Genomic DNA, 17,242 nt, shown 5'->3' on the forward strand with positions numbered 1-17,242 from the left:
GGCTCGAGGCATCCGCCCCTCGGAACGACGTCAGACGCGAGCCGCGTCGGTCGCCGCGCGAGCGGCCGCGAGGCCCGCCTCGAGGTCGGCCTTGAGGTCGTCGATGTTCTCGATGCCGAGCGAGAGGCGCACGAGGCCGGGCGTCACGCCCGTCGTGAGCTGCTGCTCGGGCGTGAGCTGCGAGTGGGTCGTCGACGCCGGGTGGATGACGAGCGAGCGCACGTCGCCGATGTTCGCGAGGTGGCTGAACAGCGACAGGCCGTCGACGAGCGCGCGGCCGGCGTCGACGCCGCCCTTGAGCTCGAACGAGAGCACCGCCCCGACGCCCTTCGGGGCGTACTTGTTCGCCGCCGCGTACCACGGGCTCGAGGGCAGGCCCGAGTAGTTGACGCTCGCGACCTCGGGGTGGTTGTCGAGCCACTCCGCGATCTCCTGCGCGTTCTGCACGTGGCGCTCGACGCGCAGCGACAGCGTCTCGATGCCCTGGATCAGCTGCCACGCGCTCGCCGGGGCGATCGCCGCGCCGAGGTCGCGGAGCAGCTGCACGCGCGCCTTGATGACGTAGGCGAGGCCGTCGCCGACCGCGGTCGTGTAGCTCGCGCCGTGGTACGAGGGGTCGGGCTCGGTGAGGCCCGGGAACTTCGCGACGTTCTTCGACCACTCGAACCTGCCGCCGTCGACGATCACGCCGCCGATCACGGTGCCGTGGCCGCCGAGGAACTTCGTCGCCGAGTGGATGACGATGTCGGCGCCGTGCTCGAACGGGCGGATGAGGTACGGCGTCGCGATGGTGTTGTCGACGATGAGCGGGAGGCCGGCCTCGTGCGCGACGCCCGACACGAGCTCGATGTCGAGGATGTTGATCTTCGGGTTGCCGATCGTCTCGGCGAAGAAGAGCTTCGTGTTCGGCCGGACGGCGCGGCGCCACTCGTCGGGGTCGTCCTGGTTCTCGACGAACGTGGTCTCGATGCCGAGCTTCGCGAGCGTGTACTTGAAGAGGTTGTACGTGCCGCCGTAGATCGACGACGACGACACGATGTGGTCGCCGGCCTCGGCGATGTTCAGCACCGCGAACGTCGACGCCGACTGGCCCGATGCCAGCAGCAGCGCGCCCGTGCCGCCCTCGAGCGCCGCGATGCGCTCTTCGACGACGGCCTGGGTCGGGTTCTGGATGCGCGTGTAGATGTTGCCGAACTCGGCGAGCGCGAACAGGTTCTGCGCGTGCTCGGCGTTGTCGAACACGTACGACGTGGTCTGGTAGATCGGCGTCGCGCGGGCCTTCGTGACGGGGTCGGGCGCAGCGCCCGAGTGGACCTGCTTGGTCTCGAAGCGCCAGTCGGCGTTGCTGGTCATGGATGTCTCCTCGGAAGTCGTGCGCGGCCGGGTCGAGCTGGTCGTGCCAGTCGCGATGGCGTTGTCGAGTCACGTTAGGCGCGGCGGTGGAGTCGGGCAACGGAGCCCGCAACACGGCGTCACGGGCGAGGCAGGCGTGCGCCCGCTCCGTGCGGGCTCGGGGTCAGTGCCGCTCGGGGTCGGGCGGCAGCACGATCGTGCCGGTCGCGGTCGACGGCTCTGGGCGGAACAGCCACCGTGCGCGCGGTTCGACGAGCGGGCGGAAGACGCGCCGGACCGGTTTCAGGGAGAGCACGATCGCGATGCCGACGCAGAACGCGATCATCGCGGGCAGCACCCAGAACGGCTGGTCGCCCGCGAGGATGCCCGACTCGCGGAACGGGAAGAGCACGAACGGGTGCAGGAGGTAGATGTACATGGTCGCCCGGCCGAAGGGCGTGAACCAGTGGGCGCCCCGGGGCATGAGCACGAGGAACGCGACGGCGAGCACCATCGCGGACAGGAGCAGGACGAGGCGGATGGCGCCCGACCACGGCTCGTCGTAGCCGATCGCCTCGTAGGACTCGTCGTAGAGCATGAAGCGGCGGAGCTTCAGGTCGCGGAGCGTCTCGATCGTCATCGGCATGACGGCCAGCACGACGGCGAACAGCGCGATCGCGCCCGCTCGCCAGCGCCAGGTCACGGCCGGGCGGAGCTCCAGCCAGCGTCCGGTGACCTGCCACTGCCTGAGCTTCCAGCCGAACACGAAGAAGGGCAGCATGCCGAAGGTGCGTGTGAGCGCGAAGGTCGAGTCGATCGTCTCCGTGTAGCCGGCGCCGATCGAGATGACGATCGCGATCAGCAGGGGGTAGCGCAGCAGCACGAGGTACGGCAGCACGATGCGCCAGGCGGCGAGGGCGATGAGGAACCACAGGGTCCACGACGCGGTCGTGAAGTCGAGGTCGAAGTCCCCGCCGAGGAGCCAGCGGAGGACCGTCCAGATCGTCTCGAAGATGAAGTACGGGAAGACGATGTCGGTGAGGATCTGCCGCAGCGCCCTGGCGTTCGGCGGCCCCGACTTCGCGAAGTAGCCGCTCACGACGACGAAGACCGCGACATGGAACGAGTAGATGAACAGGTAGACGCTGTACGCGCTGTCGGACTCGGCGATGAGCGGCAGGATGCCGTGCCCGACGACGACGAGCGTGATCGCGATCCAGCGCGCGTTGTCCCACAGCGGCACCCGCTTGCGGGTCGGCCGGGGGTGGTCGATCCTCGTGTGCATCACTCCATTCAAGCGCACGGTTCCCGAAGACCGCGGCCGGTTGCGGGCAGAATGGGCGCATGGCGAAACTTCGTGCGGTCGTGACGGGTGCGAGTTCGGGCATCGGGGCGGCCACGGTACGGGCGCTCCGGGCGGCCGGATGGGACGTGGTGGGCGTGGCCCGCCGCGAGGAGCGCCTTCGGGTGCTCGAGGCCGAGACCGGGGCCTCCGTGTTCGTCGCCGACCTCACGCAGCAGTCCGACGTCGACGCGTTGCGCGACCACCTCGCCGCGACCGGCCCCGTCCACGCCCTCGTGAACAACGCGGGCGGGGCGAAGGGGCTTGACTCGGTCGAGGCTTCGGAGATCGACGACTGGGCGTGGATGTTCGAGGTCAACGTGCTCGCCCTCAAGCGCGTCACGAGCGCCCTGCTGCCGTTGCTGCGACAGGGCGCGATCTCGCGCGGCGTCGCCGACATCGTGAACGTCACGTCGATCGCCGGGCACACCGCCTACGTCGGCGGCGGCGGGTACAACGCGGCGAAGTTCGCCGCGCACGCGCTCACCGAGGTGCTGCGGCTCGAGCTCAACGGCGAGCCGCTGCGGGTGATCGAGGTCGCGCCGGGCCTCGTCAAGACCGACGAGTTCGCCCTCGTGCGCTTCGGGGGCGACCGCGCCCGGGCCGACGCCGTGTACGAGAACGTGCCGGATCCGCTCGTCGCCGAGGACATCGCCGGCGTGATCGTCGACGCCGTGCAGAAGCCCCGGCACGTCGACCTCGACCTCATCGTCGTGAAGCCGGTCGCGCAGGCCGCGCCGTACCGGCTGACGAAGGGCCCCCTCGCCGTCCGTGGAACGGATGCCCCATGACGACCGATGCCGCGTCAGCGGAGCGGCCGGCCCCGCGTCGGGATGCATGGGAACGGCGCACGACGATTCCGCTCGTGGTGCTCGGCGTCGTCTTCATCGTCGCCTACACGATCTACGTCCTCGCTCCGTGGATTCCGCGCGGGCCGGGTTCGCCGCTCTTCGTCGCGCTCGTGGTCGCCTGGCTCGTCTTCGTGACCGACGTGGTCGTGCGGATCTCGCTCACGCCCCGCGGCGGCCGCTGGGCGTTCATCCGCTCCCATCCGGTCGACGTCCTGTCGGCGATCGTGCCGCTGTTCCGCGCGTTCCGCGTGCTCGCCCTGTTGCGCAACGTGCCGTACCTGCAGCGACGCAGCGGTGCGGCGGTGCGCGCCAACATCATCATCTACGGCACGACCTATGCGATCGTCTTCGTCTACTTCATCGCGCTCGCGACCCTGCAGGCGGAACGGGGCGCACCGGGTGCGACGATCACGACGTTCGGCGATGCGATCTGGTGGGCGATCGTCACGGTCGCGACCGTCGGCTACGGCGACATGTACCCCATCACCACCGAGGGGCGGTTCTACGCCGTCTTCCTGATGGCCGGCGGCGTCGTGATCGTGGGCACCGCGTCGGCGACGATCATCTCGTACATCGGCGAGCGGGTCGGCCAGGCGCGGTCGGACCGCGAGGTCGAGGCGGCGGCGCGGCGGGCCGCCGCGCGCGATCGCCCGATCGGTCGGGACGAGTCGGGCGGGGGAGCGGCGCACGGATCGCCGGCCGACGGAGCGGATCGCTGACCCGCCCGCCGCGGCGGCCCGATACGATCTCCAGATGACGTTCGATGCGAATGACGCCGGCCTCGGAGTGCCCGAGATCCGCCGCGAGATCCTCGATTGGGACCGGTTCGGCGAGGCGGCTCGCTCGCTCGCCGGCGATGTGCTCGGCTCGGGCTTCAAGCCCGATGTCGTGATCGCGATCGCCCGCGGCGGGCTGCTGCTCGCGGGTGCGATCGCGTACGCGCTCGGCACGAAGCAGTGCGGCTCGATCAACGTCGAGTTCTACACCGACATCGAGCAGGTGCTGCCCGAGCCCATCGTGCACCCGCCGATGCTCGACGCGCCCGCGCTCGCGGGCCTCAAGGTGCTGCTCGTCGACGACGTCTCCGATTCGGGGCGCACGCTCGCGAAGGTGCTCGAACTGCTCACCGAGGTGGGCGCCGACGTGCGCACGGCGACGCTCTACACGAAGTCGCGCACCATCCTCGTGCCCGACTACAGCTACCGCGACACCGACGACTGGATCGTGTTCCCCTGGTCGGCGCTGCCGCCGGTCACCGCGCAGACCGTCGAGGGCACCGCGTGAGCGTCCACCTCGTGGGCGGCGGCTGGCCCGCCGACGGCGACACCGCGGTCTTCTCGCGCTTCATCGTCGAGGCCGCGCACCGGGCGGCGTCGGCCGGCCGCGCCGAGCCCCGCATCGCCGTGGTGGCGGTGCGCGACGGCGACGCCGAGGCGCATGCGGCGAAGTTCGTCGAGGTCGCTGCGGCGGTCGGCGCGTTCGTCCCGGTCGTGACGGCGGTCGCCCACGGCGGCGACGTGCCGCCGTCGGCCTTCGCCGACGTCGACGGCGTGATCGTCGGCGGCGGCAACACCCCCGCGTACCGCGACGCGCTCGAGCCGCGGTTCGGCGAACTGCGACGGCTCGTGGCCGCTGGCACCCCCTATCTCGGATTCTCGGCGGGCGCGATGATCGCCGCGGAACGGGCGCTGATCGGCGGCCGGGCCATCGGCGGGGTGACCGTGTCGCCCGAGTCGGGCGACCAGGGCCTCGACGAGGTCACCGTCGCGCCCGGCATCGGACTCGTGGACGTCGCGATCGACGTGCACGTCGCCCAGTGGGGTGCGCTCTCGCGTCTCGTCGCCGCGGTCGAGGCCGGCATCGCCGAAGGCGGCCTCGGCATCGACGAGGAGACGGTGCTCATCGTCGGCGAGGGCGGCCTCGAGGTGCAGGGCCGCGGCAGCGTCTGGCGGGTGCTGCCCGCCGAGCACGGCGTCGTCGTCTCGACGATCGGCGCGTGATGTCCGGGAAGCGCCTCGACGAAATCGCCGGAGCCGGGCCGATCGGCGCCGAGGCCGCCGGGCCGGGCAGCAGTGCGAACGTCCACCTGGTCGGCGGCGGTGCGCTCACCGGCGCCGATGCTCGGTTGTACGCGCCGTTCGTCGCCGAGGCCGCCGCACGCGGCCGAGCGATGGGTCGCACCCGCCCGCGCATCGCGGTGATCTCCGTGCATCCCGACGGCCCGGGCCGGGCCGCAGTGCTCGTCGACGTCATCTCCGCGGCAGGCGAGTTCGATCCGCACGTGACCGCCGTGCACGGCGGCGAGGAGATCGGGCTCGCCGCGCTCGCCGACGTCGACGGCATCGCCGTCGGCGGCGGCATCGTCGAAGAGGTGCGCGCGGGACTCGAGCCGCTGTTCGACGAACTGCGACGGCAGGTCGCCGACGGCGTGCCGTACCTCGGCGTCTCGGCCGGAGCGATGATCGCCGCCGAGGGCTCGCTCGACGGCGGCTCGCGCATCGACGGCATCATCGTCTCGCCCGAGGACCCCGACGAGCCGGGCTCGGAGCTCGGGATCGGGGCGGGCATCGGGCTCGTCGACATCGCCGTCGAGGTGCACGTGGCCCAGCGCGGCATGCTCTCCCGCATCGTGGCCGCGGTGGAGTCGGGCCTCATCGACGGCGCGCTCGGCATCGACGAGCGCACGGTGCTCATCCTGGGCGAGGACGGACTCAGGGTCGAGGGTTCCGGCAGCGTCTGGCGGGTGCTTCCCGCCGAACACGGTGTCGTCGTCGCGACGGTCGGCGCGTGATGCCGGCGAAGAGCCTCGGCGAGCTCGCCGAAGCCGGCCTCATCGACCCGGGCTGGGCAGGCGCCCTCGCGCCGGTCGCCCCTCGCATCGCGGCGATGGGCGACTTCCTGCGTGCCGAGACGGCGGCCGGTCGCGGCTACCTGCCGTCCGGAGACCGCGTGCTGCGCGCATTCGTGGCGCCCCTCGCCGACGTGCGCGTGCTCATCGTCGGACAGGACCCGTACCCGACCCCAGGGCATCCCATCGGGCTCTCGTTCGCGGTCGACCCGCACGTGCGACCGGTGCCGCGGAGCCTCCAGAACATCTACCGCGAACTGCACGACGACCTCGGCGTCGCACCGCCGGCGCACGGCGACCTTACGCACTGGAGCCGGAACGGCGTGATGCTCCTGAACCGCGTGCTCACGGTACGGCCGGGCGAGGCCGCCTCGCACCGCGGCAAGGGCTGGGAAGAGGTGACCGACCACGCGATCAGGTCGCTCGTCGGCCGGGGCACCCCCCTCGTCGCCATCCTCTGGGGGCGCGATGCGCAGGGCCTGAAGCCGCTGCTCGGCGACACCCCGGTGATCGAGTCGGCGCATCCGAGTCCGTTGTCGGCGTCGCGCGGCTTCTTCGGATCGCGGCCGTTCAGCCGGGCGAACTCGCTGCTCGAGGCGCAGGGCGCCGACCCGGTCGACTGGCACCTGCCGGCATGAGCGCCGCCATGGCAGCGGCGGCTCACGCCGAGGCATCCCGAAACCTGCTCGCAATCTCGCCGACGTAGTCTGACGGCATGCTCGAGGAGGAATACCAGGAACGCCGGGTGCTCCCGCATCACCTGCGGAAGCCCGCGCCCGTCGAGGCGCCGTTCGAGTACTCGTTGCGCGACGCCGTTCCGGCCGACCTGCCGAGCGTCCGCGAGATCTACAACCACTACGTCGCGAACTCGACGGTCACGTTCGACGAGGACCCGATGACGCTCGCCGAGTGGCGCGCGAAGTTCGTGCAGCTCGCCGACCTCGGCATGCCGTTCATCGTCGCCGAGTCGCCGACGGGGCAGCTGCTCGGCTACGCGCTCGTCGCGCCGTGGAAACCGAAGCGCGCCTACCGGTTCACCGTCGAGGACTCGATCTACCTCGGACCGGCGGCGACCGGCAAGGGCCTCGGTCGGGTGCTGCTCGGCGAGCTCATCGAACGCTCGAAGGCCGCCGGCATCAAGGAGATCATCGCCGTCATCGCCGACCAGGGCGCCGAGGGCTCGCTCGTGCTGCACGAGCGGTTCGGATTCACCGAGATCGGACGGATGGGCCGGGTCGGATTCAAGTTCGACCGGTGGCTCGGCACGATCCTCATGCAGCGTTCGCTGAAATAGGGCGGATGCCTCGCGGCCGCACCGCTCGGTCGACGGTGCCGCCGGCGGCGGGCCGGCACCGCCGTAGGCTCGGGGCATGACCGAGCTGCACGAGCACACCGCCCTCGACCAGTACCGGCTGCTCCAGGCGGGGGAGGTGTCGCCGACGGAGCTCGCCGCTCACTACCTCGGGCGGGTCGAACGGCTGAACACCGAGGTCGGCGCATTCGCGACGGTGACGCCCGAGCTCGCCATCGCGCGAGCCGGCGTCGTCGAGCGCGACGTGCCGCGGTCGAGACCGCTGTGGGGGCTCCCGCTCGCCGACAAGGACCTGCAGCTCCGCGCGGGCGTGCCTGCGGAATTCGGATCGCGTGCGTTCGCGGACTTCGTGCCCGACGAGTCCGACGAGTTGGTCCGCGCCGTCGACGCGGCGGGTGCCGTGAGCCTCGGCAAGACGGCGACGCCCGAGTTCGGCCTGCCGTCGTACACCGAGGGCCTCGCCTTCCCGCCGGCGCGGAACCCGTGGAACCTCGAGCTCGGGGCGGGCGGGTCGAGCGGGGGAGCGGCGGCCGCGGTCGCCGCCGGCATGCTGCCGTTCGCCCCCGGTTCCGACGGCGGCGGCTCGATCCGGATCCCGGCCGCCGCCTGCGGACTCGTCGGCGTCAAGCCGTCCCGCGGCCGGGTGCCGGCCGGGCCGGGCCTCGCGAGCCTCGCGGGCCTCGGCGTCGCGGGTCCGATCGCCCGCACGGTCGCCGACGCCGCGCTGCTGCTCGACGGGCTGATCGCGCCGCTCGGCTATCCCGCAGCGCACCGGTACGCACTGCGCGCGCCGGGCGACGACGGGCCGTTCCTCGGCGCGGCGATCCGCGGCGAGGGGCGCTACCAGCTCGGAGTGATGACCGATTCGCCGTGGGACGACTGGGTCGAGATCTCGATCGAAGCGCCGGCGATCGCCGCGCTCGACCAGGCGATCGGCGTGCTCGACGGAATGGGCCACGGCATCGAACGGGTGCCGGCCTCGCCGGAACCGGGCTACGCCGACGCGTTCCGCACGGTCTGGCAGGCGGGCGCGGCGACGATCCCGGTCGACGGCGACCGCGAGGCGCTGCTCGAGCCGCTCACCCGCTGGCTGGTCGAGCGCGGACGCACGGTGCCCGCCCGGCAGCTCGCCGAGGCGCTCGCCTGGCTCGCGGGATTCGAGGAGCGGGTGATCCGCCGCTTCGCGTCGTTCGACGCGATCGTGACCCCGGCGCTCGCGCTGACCCCGAGGCCGGTGGGCTGGTACGACGCGGTCGACGGCGAGCGCAACTTCGCCCAGCAGGTGCAGTTCACTCCGTTCACCTCGTTCGTGAACGTCTCGGGGCTGCCGGCGATCACGGTGCCCGTCGCGGAGACCGACGACGGGGTGCCGCTCGGCGTGCAGCTCATCGGCCGACCCGGCGGCGAGGGCGTGCTGTTCTCGATCGCCGCGCAGCTCGAGCGTCGGAGCGGCCGCAGCACGCGGCATCCCGCCCTCTGGGCATCATGACGAAGCGGATTTGACGAGGTTAGGTAAGCCTCACCTATAGTGGAGGCATGCTCGGTCTCGACCTCACGATCTCCTACAACGGCACGCCAGTCGTGCACGGCGCGGAGCTCCACCTCGAACCGGGCAAGGTCACCGCCCTCGTCGGGCCGAACGGCAGCGGCAAGTCGACGCTGCTGCGTGCGCTCGCACGGCTGCACCGACCCGACTCGGGGCGCGTGCTGCTCGCCGGCGGCGACGCGCACACCGTCTCCGACGGGGCGCCGGGAACGGCCGACGACCTCGCCGAGCGGGGCGTCGACGCCGCAACGCTCAGCGCGCGCGAGTTCGCCCGGCGGGTCACGCTGCTCGCCCAGAGCCGCCCGACGCCGGGCGGGCTCTCGGTGCGCGAGCTCGTCGAGTTCGGGCGCCACCCGCACCGCGGCCGCTTCATCGCGGGCGATGCCGGCGGTGCCGCGATCGTCGACCGGGCGATGGAGTTGACGGGCGTCGCGGACCTCGCGGCGCACGCCGTCGACGAGCTCTCGGGCGGACAGCTGCAGCGCGTGTGGCTCGCCGCCTGCCTCGCGCAGGACACCGGGGTGCTCCTCCTCGACGAGCCGACCACCTACCTCGACCTGCGCTACCAGGTCGAGCTCCTCGACCTCATCCGCGAACTCGCCGACGAGCACGGCGTGACGATCGGCGTCGTGCTGCACGACCTCGACCAGGCGGCGGCGATCGCCGACCGCATCGTGCTCCTCGAGTCCGGCCGCGTACGTGCCGTCGGCACCCCGGCCGAGGTCCTCGTCAGCGACGTGCTGAGCTCGGCCTACGGCATCCGGGTCGACGTCGACGTCGACGAACGCGGCTGCATCACCACGTGCCCCATCGGCCGCTACAACACCAGGCAGCGCAGTCCGCGCCTCGCCGTCGCCTGACCCGAATCCCCGACCACCCCCCATGCGCGGGCACCGCTGTGCCCGCGCGCCCGACCATGAGGAATCCTCTGCCATGAGAACACCCGCCATCGCCCTCAGCGCCGTCGCCGCGGCATTCCTGCTGCTCCTCACCGGATGCGGCACGACCGAGGCGCCCGAAGCGGCGACCGACGCCGACGCGGCGATCACCGTGACCGACGACCGCGGCGAGGAGATCACGCTCGACGCGCCCGCGGAGAAGGTCGTCGCGCTCGAATGGAACACGGCAGAGAACCTCGTCGCCCTCGGCGTCATGCCCGCGGGCGTCGCCGACGTCGCCGGCTACACGGCCTGGGTGCAGTCCGAGCCGCTCGACGAGGGCGTCACCGACGTGGGCATGCGCGGCGAGCCCTCCGTCGACGCGATCGCGGGCCTCGCCCCCGACCTCGTCGTCACCACGACCGACCTGCCAGAGACCGTGATCGCGCAGGTCGAGGAGTTCGCTCCCGTGCTCGTGGTGCGCGGTGCCGACGCCTCGAACCCGATCGGCCAGATGGAGTCGAACCTCGAGCGCATCGCCACGGCGACCGGTACCGAGGAGGCGGGCGAGGCGCTCCTCGACGGGTTCCACGCCGAGATCGACGAGGGCAGGGCCGCGATCGAGGAGGCGGGACTCGCCGGCACGCCGTTCATGATGAGCGACTCGTGGGCCTCGGGCGGCCAGGTCTCGATCCGACCGTTCACCGAGGGCGCCCTGCTCACCGCCGTCACCGAGGAGCTCGGCCTCGAGAACGCCTGGACGGGCGAGGGCGACGCCGACTACGGCCTCGGCTCGACCGACGTCGAAGGGCTCACCGGCCTCGGCGACCTGCAGTTCCTGTACATCACGAACGGCGAGGCCGACGCATACGCGGTCGACCTGGCCGACAACGCGGTCTGGAAGTCGCTGCCGTTCGTGCAGTCGGGCAACGTGCACCGCCTGCCCGACGGCATCTGGATGTTCGGCGGCCCCTCGTCGATGAACGACTACATCGATGCGGTCGTCGACACCCTCGCGGGCTGAGACGACCGTGTCGTCCGCCGCGCCGGCCGGGAGCCGTGAGCGCCCCCGGCTCGGCGCGGTCCTGCTGCTGGCCGTCGGGGTCGTCGTCGCGACGCTCCTGGCCGCAGTCCACGTCACCCAGGGGTCGTCGGGTGTCGGGCTGCCCGAACTCGTCGGCCTCATCACGGGCACCGGCGGCGATGACCAGTCGGCCGCGATCTTCCTCGCCTCCCGGATGCCGCGGCTCGCAGCCGGCGTCGTCGTCGGCATCGCGCTCGGGGTCGCCGGCCTCATCCTGCAGTCGGTCTCGCGCAACGTGCTCGCCTCGCCCGACACGCTCGCGGTCAACGCCGGCTCGTACCTCTCGGTCGTCGTCGTCGCCGCATTCGGCATCTCCCTGCCCGTGATCGGCGGCGGTGCCGTGGCCTTCATCGGCGGCCTCGCCGCCGCGGGGCTCGTGCTGGCGCTCTCGGCGAGCGGCTCGCGCGGCGCGACCGGCGGCTCCGGCGGATCGGGCGGCACCGTCCGCCTCGTGCTGGCGGGCTCCGCCATCGCGCTCGCCCTGACGGCGCTCACGACCATGCTGCTGCTGCTCTTCCCGGAGCGGACGACCGGGCTCTACGCGTGGAGCCAGGGCACCCTCGCGCAGACCGGTATCGGCCCCGCCGCGCAGCTCGCGCCGGTCGTCGGCGTCGCCGTCGCGGCACTCTTCGTGCTCGCACGCCAGTTCGACCTCGTCGCGCTCGGCGACGACACCGCGACGGTGCTCGGCGTCGACGTGCGGCGCACCCGCCTCGTCGGCGTCGTCATCGCCGTGCTGCTGTCGGCCTCGGCCGTCGCCCTCGTCGGTCCGATCGGCTTCGTCGGCCTCGCCGCGCCCGCGATCGTGCGGCTCATCGCCGTGCGGGTGCCGGGCATGCAGCGGCACGTCCTGCTCATCCCTGCGGCGGCGCTCATGGGCGTCATCGTCGTGCTGGGCGCCGACGTGCTGCTCCGGCTCGCCTTCGGCGGGGAGGCGGCCGTCGAAGTGCCGACGGGCGTCGTCACCACCATCTTCGGCGCGGTGTTCCTCATCGCGCTCGCGCTGCGGTCGCGCGCGACGAGCGAGGCCGCGAGCGGGTTCGTGATCGGCACCGGGCTCTCACGGCGGGGGCGCGCATTCGTGATCGCCGGGGCCGCCGTGCTCCTCGTCATCCTCGCGTTCGTGTCGCTGCTCCTCGGCGACGCGAAGCTGCTCGGCGGCGACGTGCTCAACTGGGCCACCGGGCAGGCGGGCCCGCTCGTCGAGTTCGTCATGAACACGCGCGCCCCGCGCGTCGCCGCCGCGATCCTCGCGGGCGCGGCCCTCGCCGTCGCCGGCACGGTCGTGCAGGCGGTCTCGCGCAACCCGCTGGCCGAACCCGCGATCCTCGGCGTGACGGGCGGCGCGGGCGTCGGCGCGGTGCTCGTCATCACCTTCTGGCCGCTCGCGAGCTTCGTCGCGGTCACGACCGGCGGATTCGTCGGCGCGGCGGCCGCGGCCCTCATCGTGTTCGGCCTGTCGCTTCGCGGCGGGCTCGCGACGAGCCGGCTCATCCTGGTCGGGCTCGGCGTCTCGGCTGCGGCCTCGGCGATGGTCGCGATGCTCATCATCGCGACCGACCCGTACAACGCCGCGAAGGCGCTGACCTGGCTCTCGGGGTCGACCTACGGGCGGACGTTCCCGCAGCTCATCCCGCTCGTCGTCGTGCTCGCCGTCGCGCTGCCCCTGCTGGTCGCGACCCGGCGCGAACTCGACCTGCTCGCGTTCGACGACGACACCCCTCGGGTGCTCGGCGTGCGACTCGGCAACGCACGGCTCGGCCTGCTCGCGATCGCGGTCGCGCTGACCGCGACCGCCGTCTCGGCGGTCGGCGTCATCGGCTTCGTCGGGCTCGTCGCGCCGCACGCCGCACGAGCCCTCGTGGGCGCCCGCCATGCGCTCGTGCTGCCGCTCGCGGCGCTCCTCGGCGCACTGCTCGTGACCGTCGCCGACACGATCGGCCGCACCGTCATCGCGCCCGGGCAGCTGCCCGCGGGACTCGTGACGGCCGTCGTCGGCGCGCCGTACTTCGTGTGGCTGCTCTGGCGCTCGCGCCGTACCGCCTGACGAACCGGCGGGCCGCTGCGCGACCCGCTCCCGCTCGATCCGACCCCGACCCCACGACAGGAGCCAGCTCCATGGCCAAGCCCGGATACCGCGTCTTCGAGACCGTCGTCGGCGAGATCCGAAGGATGTCGCCGCACTTCGTGCGGGTGACCTTCCGCGGCGATGATCTCAACGACGTCGGCTGGGACGGACCCGACCAGCGCATCAAGGTCGTCCTCCCGCTCGAAGGCGTCCCGGAGGGGGACGACGGGTTCGGCTGCTTCCCGAGGGGCGACGACTGGTTCGGCGACTGGCGCGCGCTGCCAGACGAACGGCGCAACCCGATCCGCACGTACACGATCCGCGACGCGCGCCCCGAGACCGGTGAGCTCGACGTCGACTTCGTCGCGCATGGCGACTCGGGGCCGGCATCGCGCTGGATCGCACGTGCTGAGCCGGGGGAGCGGATGCTGCTCGTCGCGCCCGATGCGACGAGCGACGAGCCGCCCGGCGGGTGGGAGTGGCACCCCGGCACGGCCGGCACGCTGCTCATCGCCGGCGACGAGACGGCGGTGCCGGCGATGAGCGCCATCCTCGCGCAGCTTCCGGCATCCGCGCGCGGCGCCGCGTTCCTCGAAGTGCCCGCCGCGGGCGACGTGCTCGACATCGAGGCGCCGCCCGGGGTCGTCGTGCAGTGGTTGCACCGCGGTGGCGACGAGCACGCTGAAGCGACCTACGGTGCCCGGCTCGTCGAGGCGGTCCGAGCCTGGGCCGACGACGAGCTCGGCGCTCGGGGCGCCGCCCGGGCGGAGGCCGCCGCCCCCGCCGATGCCGAGCTGCCCGCACTCGCCGACGACGAGATCCTCTGGGAGGTGCCCGAGGCCACGGCCGACGACGGCGTCTACGCCTGGCTCGCCGGCGAGGCGACGGCGATCACGACGCTCCGCCGCCATCTCGTCAAGGGCCTCGGCGTCGACCGCCGGCGCGTGGCCTTCATGGGGTACTGGAAGCTCGGCCGCGCCGAGGGGTAGCGCGCAGGTAGCCGCCCGCCTCGAGCCCGGCTTCGATCTCGAAGCGGTTGCGCAGCGGATCGCGCCCGGCGATGAGGTAGAGCACGGGCAGCAGCATGCCGTACTTGCGCCACTGGGCCTGGTGCACCGCCTCGTGGCTGAGCACCCGGTCGCCGTCGTTCGACCCCGTGAGGTAGCACCCGCCGACGCACGACCCGCCGCGACCGTAGGTCCACTTCGGCATGCCGGTGAACACGACGAGGCCGTTGCGGACGGTCACGGGGCCAGTGCTCCAGAGGAAGCCCCACGTGAAGCCGACCGCGGTCGCCCACCAGTAGCCGAGGCGGCTGATCCGCGAGTCGGTGAGTCGCACGCGGAGGGTGCGACTCGATGCGGGTGCGGTCATGCGGCGGGCTCCTCGTCGGTCGTCCGGGTGCGTCGTGAACCCCGCGGTTCCCCTCCCGCTGCGGCCGCGACGCCCTGTTCGGCCGCCTCCGGACGGCCGAGGGCCTCGAGGAGCCGAAGCCAGACCTCGCTCATCGTCGGGAACGCGGGAACGGCGTGCCACAGCCGGTCGACCGGCACCTCGCCGACGATCGCGATCGTCGCCGGATGCACGAGCTCCGCGACGTCGGGCCCGACGAACGTGGCGCCGATCACCGTGCCGAGCTCGCCGTCGACGACGAGCCGCGCCCGACCGGTGAAGCCGTCGGCGTGGATGCCCGCGCCGCTCACGGCGGCGAAGTCGACGTCCGCGACGCGGACGTCCCGTCCGGTGCGACGGGCGGCCTCGGCGGTCATGCCCACGGCCGCGCACTCGGGCTCGGCGAAGACGATCTCGGGAACGGCCGAGTGGTCGGCGGTCGCGGTGTGCGCGCCCCACGGCGCGAGGTCGAGCGGGCGACCGGTGGCGCGTGCGCCGATGAGGTCGCCGACGGCGCGGGCCTGGTACTTGCCCTGGTGCGTCAGGAGCGCACGGTGATTGACGTCGCCGACCGCGTACAGCCACGGCGTCTCGTCGTTGACGGCCGCCAGCACGAGCAGGCTGTCGTCGACATCGAGCCAGGCACCCGGCTCGAGCCCGACGGTCTCGAGCCCGAGCGAGCCGGTTCGAGGGTGTCGGCCGGTGGCGACGAGCACCTCATCGGCGACGAGCTCGTCGCCGTCGTCGGTCATGATGCGGACCGCCCCCTGCTCGTCGCGGGCGACGCGCACGGGTTCGACGCCGAGACGCACCGTCGCCCCCAGTCCGCGCAGACCCTCGGCCACCGCCTCGCCCACGAAGGGCTCCATCGCACCGAGCAGCCCGTGGCGGGCGAGCAGCACGACCTCCGTGCCGAAGCCGGCGAAGGCCGTGGCCGCCTCGACCGCGACGGCGCCGCCGCCGATGATCGCCAGGCGGCGCGGCGGACGCTCGACCGACGTCGCCTCCCGGCTCGCCCACGGCGCGGCCTCGACGAGTCCGTCGACCTCCGGGATCAGGGGATCCGACCCGGTCGCGACCACCACCGCATGTCGGGCCACGAGGGCGAGGTCCGAACCGTCGGGGCGCTCGACGACGACCCGGCGCGGCCCGTCGAGCCTGCCGTGTCCGCGTTCGAGCGCGATGCCGACGCTCTCGAGCCACCCGACGGCGCCGTGGTCGTCCCAGTCCGAGACCCACTCGTCGCGCCGGCGCAGCACCGCCGGCACGTCGAGCGCGCCGGTCACGGCCTCGGCCGCGCCGGGGACCCGTTGCGCCGCCCGCAGCGCCGCGGCACTCCGCAGCAGGGTCTTCGACGGGATGCACGCCCAGTACGAGCATTCGCCGCCGACGAGCTCGTGTTCGACGAGGACCACCTCGAGTCCGGCCGCCCTCGCCCGGTCGGCGACGTTCTCGCCGACCGGCCCGCCGCCGATCACGACGACATCCGTCTCGCGCTGCATCCCCGTCATCGGCGCCTCCCGTCGCGGCCGCAGTCGTCCTTCGCCACGGCCGACGAACCCCAGCCTAGGCCCGCCCGGGGGCGGGTCGCCGCGGATCAGGAACCCTGACGGCTGCCCGACGTCAACGCCCCGACGAGGCGCAGGATCGTCGGCAGGTCGTCGACCGCCGTCTCCGGACTCGCGGGGGTGAAGCCCGCGATGGCGGCACCCGCGAGCGGGAACCGACCGGCCACCTCGCGCAGGAGGGTCGCGAGCTCCGCGGCTCCGACACCGAACGGCATCGGGTACGAGAGTCCCGCGAGCGCCGACGGGTCGAGCACGTCGAGGTCGACGTGGACGAAAACGTGCGAGGCCCCCGTCGCCTCGAGCTCGCCGATCACGACGGTCGGGTCGGAGAGGTCCTCGACCGTGAGCACGGGGATCTCGTGCTCGTCGATGAACCGGCGCTCCTCGTCGTCGATGGCGCGCACGCCGCCGAGCACGAGCCGTGCGGGGGGCACCCGGGTCGCCTCGTCGAGCGCGAGTCCGTCGGCGCCCTCGCCGGTGATGGCGCGGAGCGCCATGCCGCCGAAGCCGCCCGACGGCGAGCTCTCCGGCGTGTTGAGGTCGGGGTGCGCGTCGAGCCAGAGCACGGCGAGGTCGCCACCGGTGCGTTCGACGGCGTGGGCGACGGCGGCGAGCGAGGTGCCGCAGTCCCCGCCGATCGTCAGGGCCCAGTCGGGCACGAGCGCGAGCGCCTCGGCCGCCGCATCCCGGACCCGCCGGATGGTGCTGTAGCGACGAACCCCGGTGCCGAGCGATTCACCCGCTTCGACCGGCACGTCGACGGTGACGGTCGCGGAGCTCGGCAGGTCGCCGAGGATCGCGGCCGCGCCGTCGGCGAGGCTCATCGCACGGGACGACACCGAGCCCTGCCAGAGCGGGACGACGACGAAGGTTGCTGGCATGCCTTCCAGTATCGCGCCGCCTGGCGCCGCACGACCAGCGCGACGGCCGATGTCGCCGACCATCGGGGGCGGGCCACACGATCGCATCGGCGGCCGACGGCTCCGACGACGGGGCGGATGCCTCGGGGCCGACCCCGAGG

At 72.9% G+C, this 17,242-nt stretch carries 17 protein-coding genes; 12 read left to right on the plus strand and 5 right to left on the minus strand.

Annotated elements, in window-relative coordinates:
• Window positions 1–30: 30 nt before the first annotated feature.
• Together ACWGPE_RS17260 and ACWGPE_RS17265 are read right to left on the minus strand one after the other, a co-directional pair.
• Window positions 31–1,410: a bifunctional o-acetylhomoserine/o-acetylserine sulfhydrylase gene (locus ACWGPE_RS17260; RefSeq protein ID WP_308191677.1), complete on the minus strand. Its 1,380-nt coding sequence runs from the start codon at window positions 1,408–1,410 to the stop codon at window positions 31–33.
• 106 nt (window positions 1,411–1,516) lie between these two features.
• Window positions 1,517–2,617, minus strand: coding sequence for an acyltransferase family protein (locus ACWGPE_RS17265; protein ID WP_231431515.1), 1,101 nt, complete (start codon window positions 2,615–2,617; stop codon window positions 1,517–1,519).
• Between the two features lie 59 nt (window positions 2,618–2,676).
• On the opposite strand from ACWGPE_RS17265, the gene ACWGPE_RS17270 reads away from it, so the two are divergent.
• From ACWGPE_RS17270 to ACWGPE_RS17325, 12 genes are all read left to right on the plus strand, one after another.
• A complete protein-coding gene (locus ACWGPE_RS17270; RefSeq protein WP_231431514.1) occupies window positions 2,677–3,465 on the plus strand; it encodes an SDR family NAD(P)-dependent oxidoreductase in 789 nt (262 codons plus the stop codon).
• A complete protein-coding gene (locus tag ACWGPE_RS17275) occupies window positions 3,462–4,244 on the plus strand; it encodes a potassium channel family protein (protein ID WP_231431513.1) in 783 nt (260 codons plus the stop codon). The genes ACWGPE_RS17270 and ACWGPE_RS17275 overlap by 4 nt, the downstream gene beginning before the upstream one ends.
• Before the next feature lie 34 nt (window positions 4,245–4,278).
• Window positions 4,279–4,809 carry a phosphoribosyltransferase gene (locus ACWGPE_RS17280; protein ID WP_452049152.1) on the plus strand — a complete coding sequence of 177 codons (531 nt, stop codon included), beginning with the start codon at window positions 4,279–4,281 and terminating at the stop codon, window positions 4,807–4,809.
• Entirely contained in the window at window positions 4,806–5,525 is a 720-nt protein-coding gene (locus tag ACWGPE_RS17285) for a Type 1 glutamine amidotransferase-like domain-containing protein (RefSeq protein ID WP_452049153.1), read from the plus strand. The genes ACWGPE_RS17280 and ACWGPE_RS17285 overlap by 4 nt, the downstream gene beginning before the upstream one ends.
• Window positions 5,525–6,316 (plus strand): Type 1 glutamine amidotransferase-like domain-containing protein, encoded by a 792-nt coding sequence (locus ACWGPE_RS17290; protein WP_231431510.1) that lies wholly within the window; start codon window positions 5,525–5,527, stop codon window positions 6,314–6,316. The genes ACWGPE_RS17285 and ACWGPE_RS17290 overlap by 1 nt, the downstream gene beginning before the upstream one ends.
• Complete coding sequence (locus ACWGPE_RS17295) at window positions 6,316–7,011, plus strand: uracil-DNA glycosylase (RefSeq protein ID WP_452049154.1); 696 nt, start codon at window positions 6,316–6,318, stop codon at window positions 7,009–7,011. Before ACWGPE_RS17290 ends, ACWGPE_RS17295 begins: the two co-directional genes overlap by 1 nt.
• 77 nt (window positions 7,012–7,088) lie before the next feature.
• Window positions 7,089–7,667 carry a GNAT family N-acetyltransferase gene (locus tag ACWGPE_RS17300; protein ID WP_231431509.1) on the plus strand — a complete coding sequence of 193 codons (579 nt, stop codon included), beginning with the start codon at window positions 7,089–7,091 and terminating at the stop codon, window positions 7,665–7,667.
• 76 nt (window positions 7,668–7,743) lie between these two features.
• Window positions 7,744–9,174, plus strand: coding sequence for an amidase (locus ACWGPE_RS17305; RefSeq protein WP_275506644.1), 1,431 nt, complete (start codon window positions 7,744–7,746; stop codon window positions 9,172–9,174).
• A 47-nt stretch (window positions 9,175–9,221) separates the two neighbouring features.
• A complete protein-coding gene (locus ACWGPE_RS17310) occupies window positions 9,222–10,091 on the plus strand; it encodes an ABC transporter ATP-binding protein (RefSeq protein ID WP_231431507.1) in 870 nt (289 codons plus the stop codon).
• A gap of 73 nt (window positions 10,092–10,164) precedes the next feature.
• Entirely contained in the window at window positions 10,165–11,133 is a 969-nt protein-coding gene (locus tag ACWGPE_RS17315) for an iron-siderophore ABC transporter substrate-binding protein (protein ID WP_452049155.1), read from the plus strand.
• Complete coding sequence (locus ACWGPE_RS17320; protein WP_376931128.1) at window positions 11,105–13,240, plus strand: iron ABC transporter permease; 2,136 nt, start codon at window positions 11,105–11,107, stop codon at window positions 13,238–13,240. The genes ACWGPE_RS17315 and ACWGPE_RS17320 overlap by 29 nt, the downstream gene beginning before the upstream one ends.
• A gap of 71 nt (window positions 13,241–13,311) precedes the next feature.
• Entirely contained in the window at window positions 13,312–14,250 is a 939-nt protein-coding gene (locus ACWGPE_RS17325; protein WP_231431504.1) for a siderophore-interacting protein, read from the plus strand.
• Here the strand turns inward: ACWGPE_RS17325 and ACWGPE_RS17330 are convergent.
• The 3 genes from ACWGPE_RS17330 to ACWGPE_RS17340 form a co-directional block, all read right to left on the minus strand.
• Window positions 14,213–14,635, minus strand: coding sequence for a Fe-S oxidoreductase (locus tag ACWGPE_RS17330; RefSeq protein WP_275506648.1), 423 nt, complete (start codon window positions 14,633–14,635; stop codon window positions 14,213–14,215). The genes ACWGPE_RS17325 and ACWGPE_RS17330 overlap by 38 nt on opposite strands.
• Window positions 14,632–16,155 (minus strand): dihydrolipoyl dehydrogenase family protein, encoded by a 1,524-nt coding sequence (locus ACWGPE_RS17335; RefSeq protein WP_452049156.1) that lies wholly within the window; start codon window positions 16,153–16,155, stop codon window positions 14,632–14,634. Before ACWGPE_RS17335 ends, ACWGPE_RS17330 begins: the two co-directional genes overlap by 4 nt.
• 95 nt (window positions 16,156–16,250) lie before the next feature.
• Window positions 16,251–17,102 (minus strand): arginase family protein, encoded by an 852-nt coding sequence (locus ACWGPE_RS17340; RefSeq protein ID WP_275506649.1) that lies wholly within the window; start codon window positions 17,100–17,102, stop codon window positions 16,251–16,253.
• Window positions 17,103–17,242 lie beyond the last annotated feature (140 nt).

Source organism: Agromyces sp. NPDC055658, from assembly GCF_053618155.1.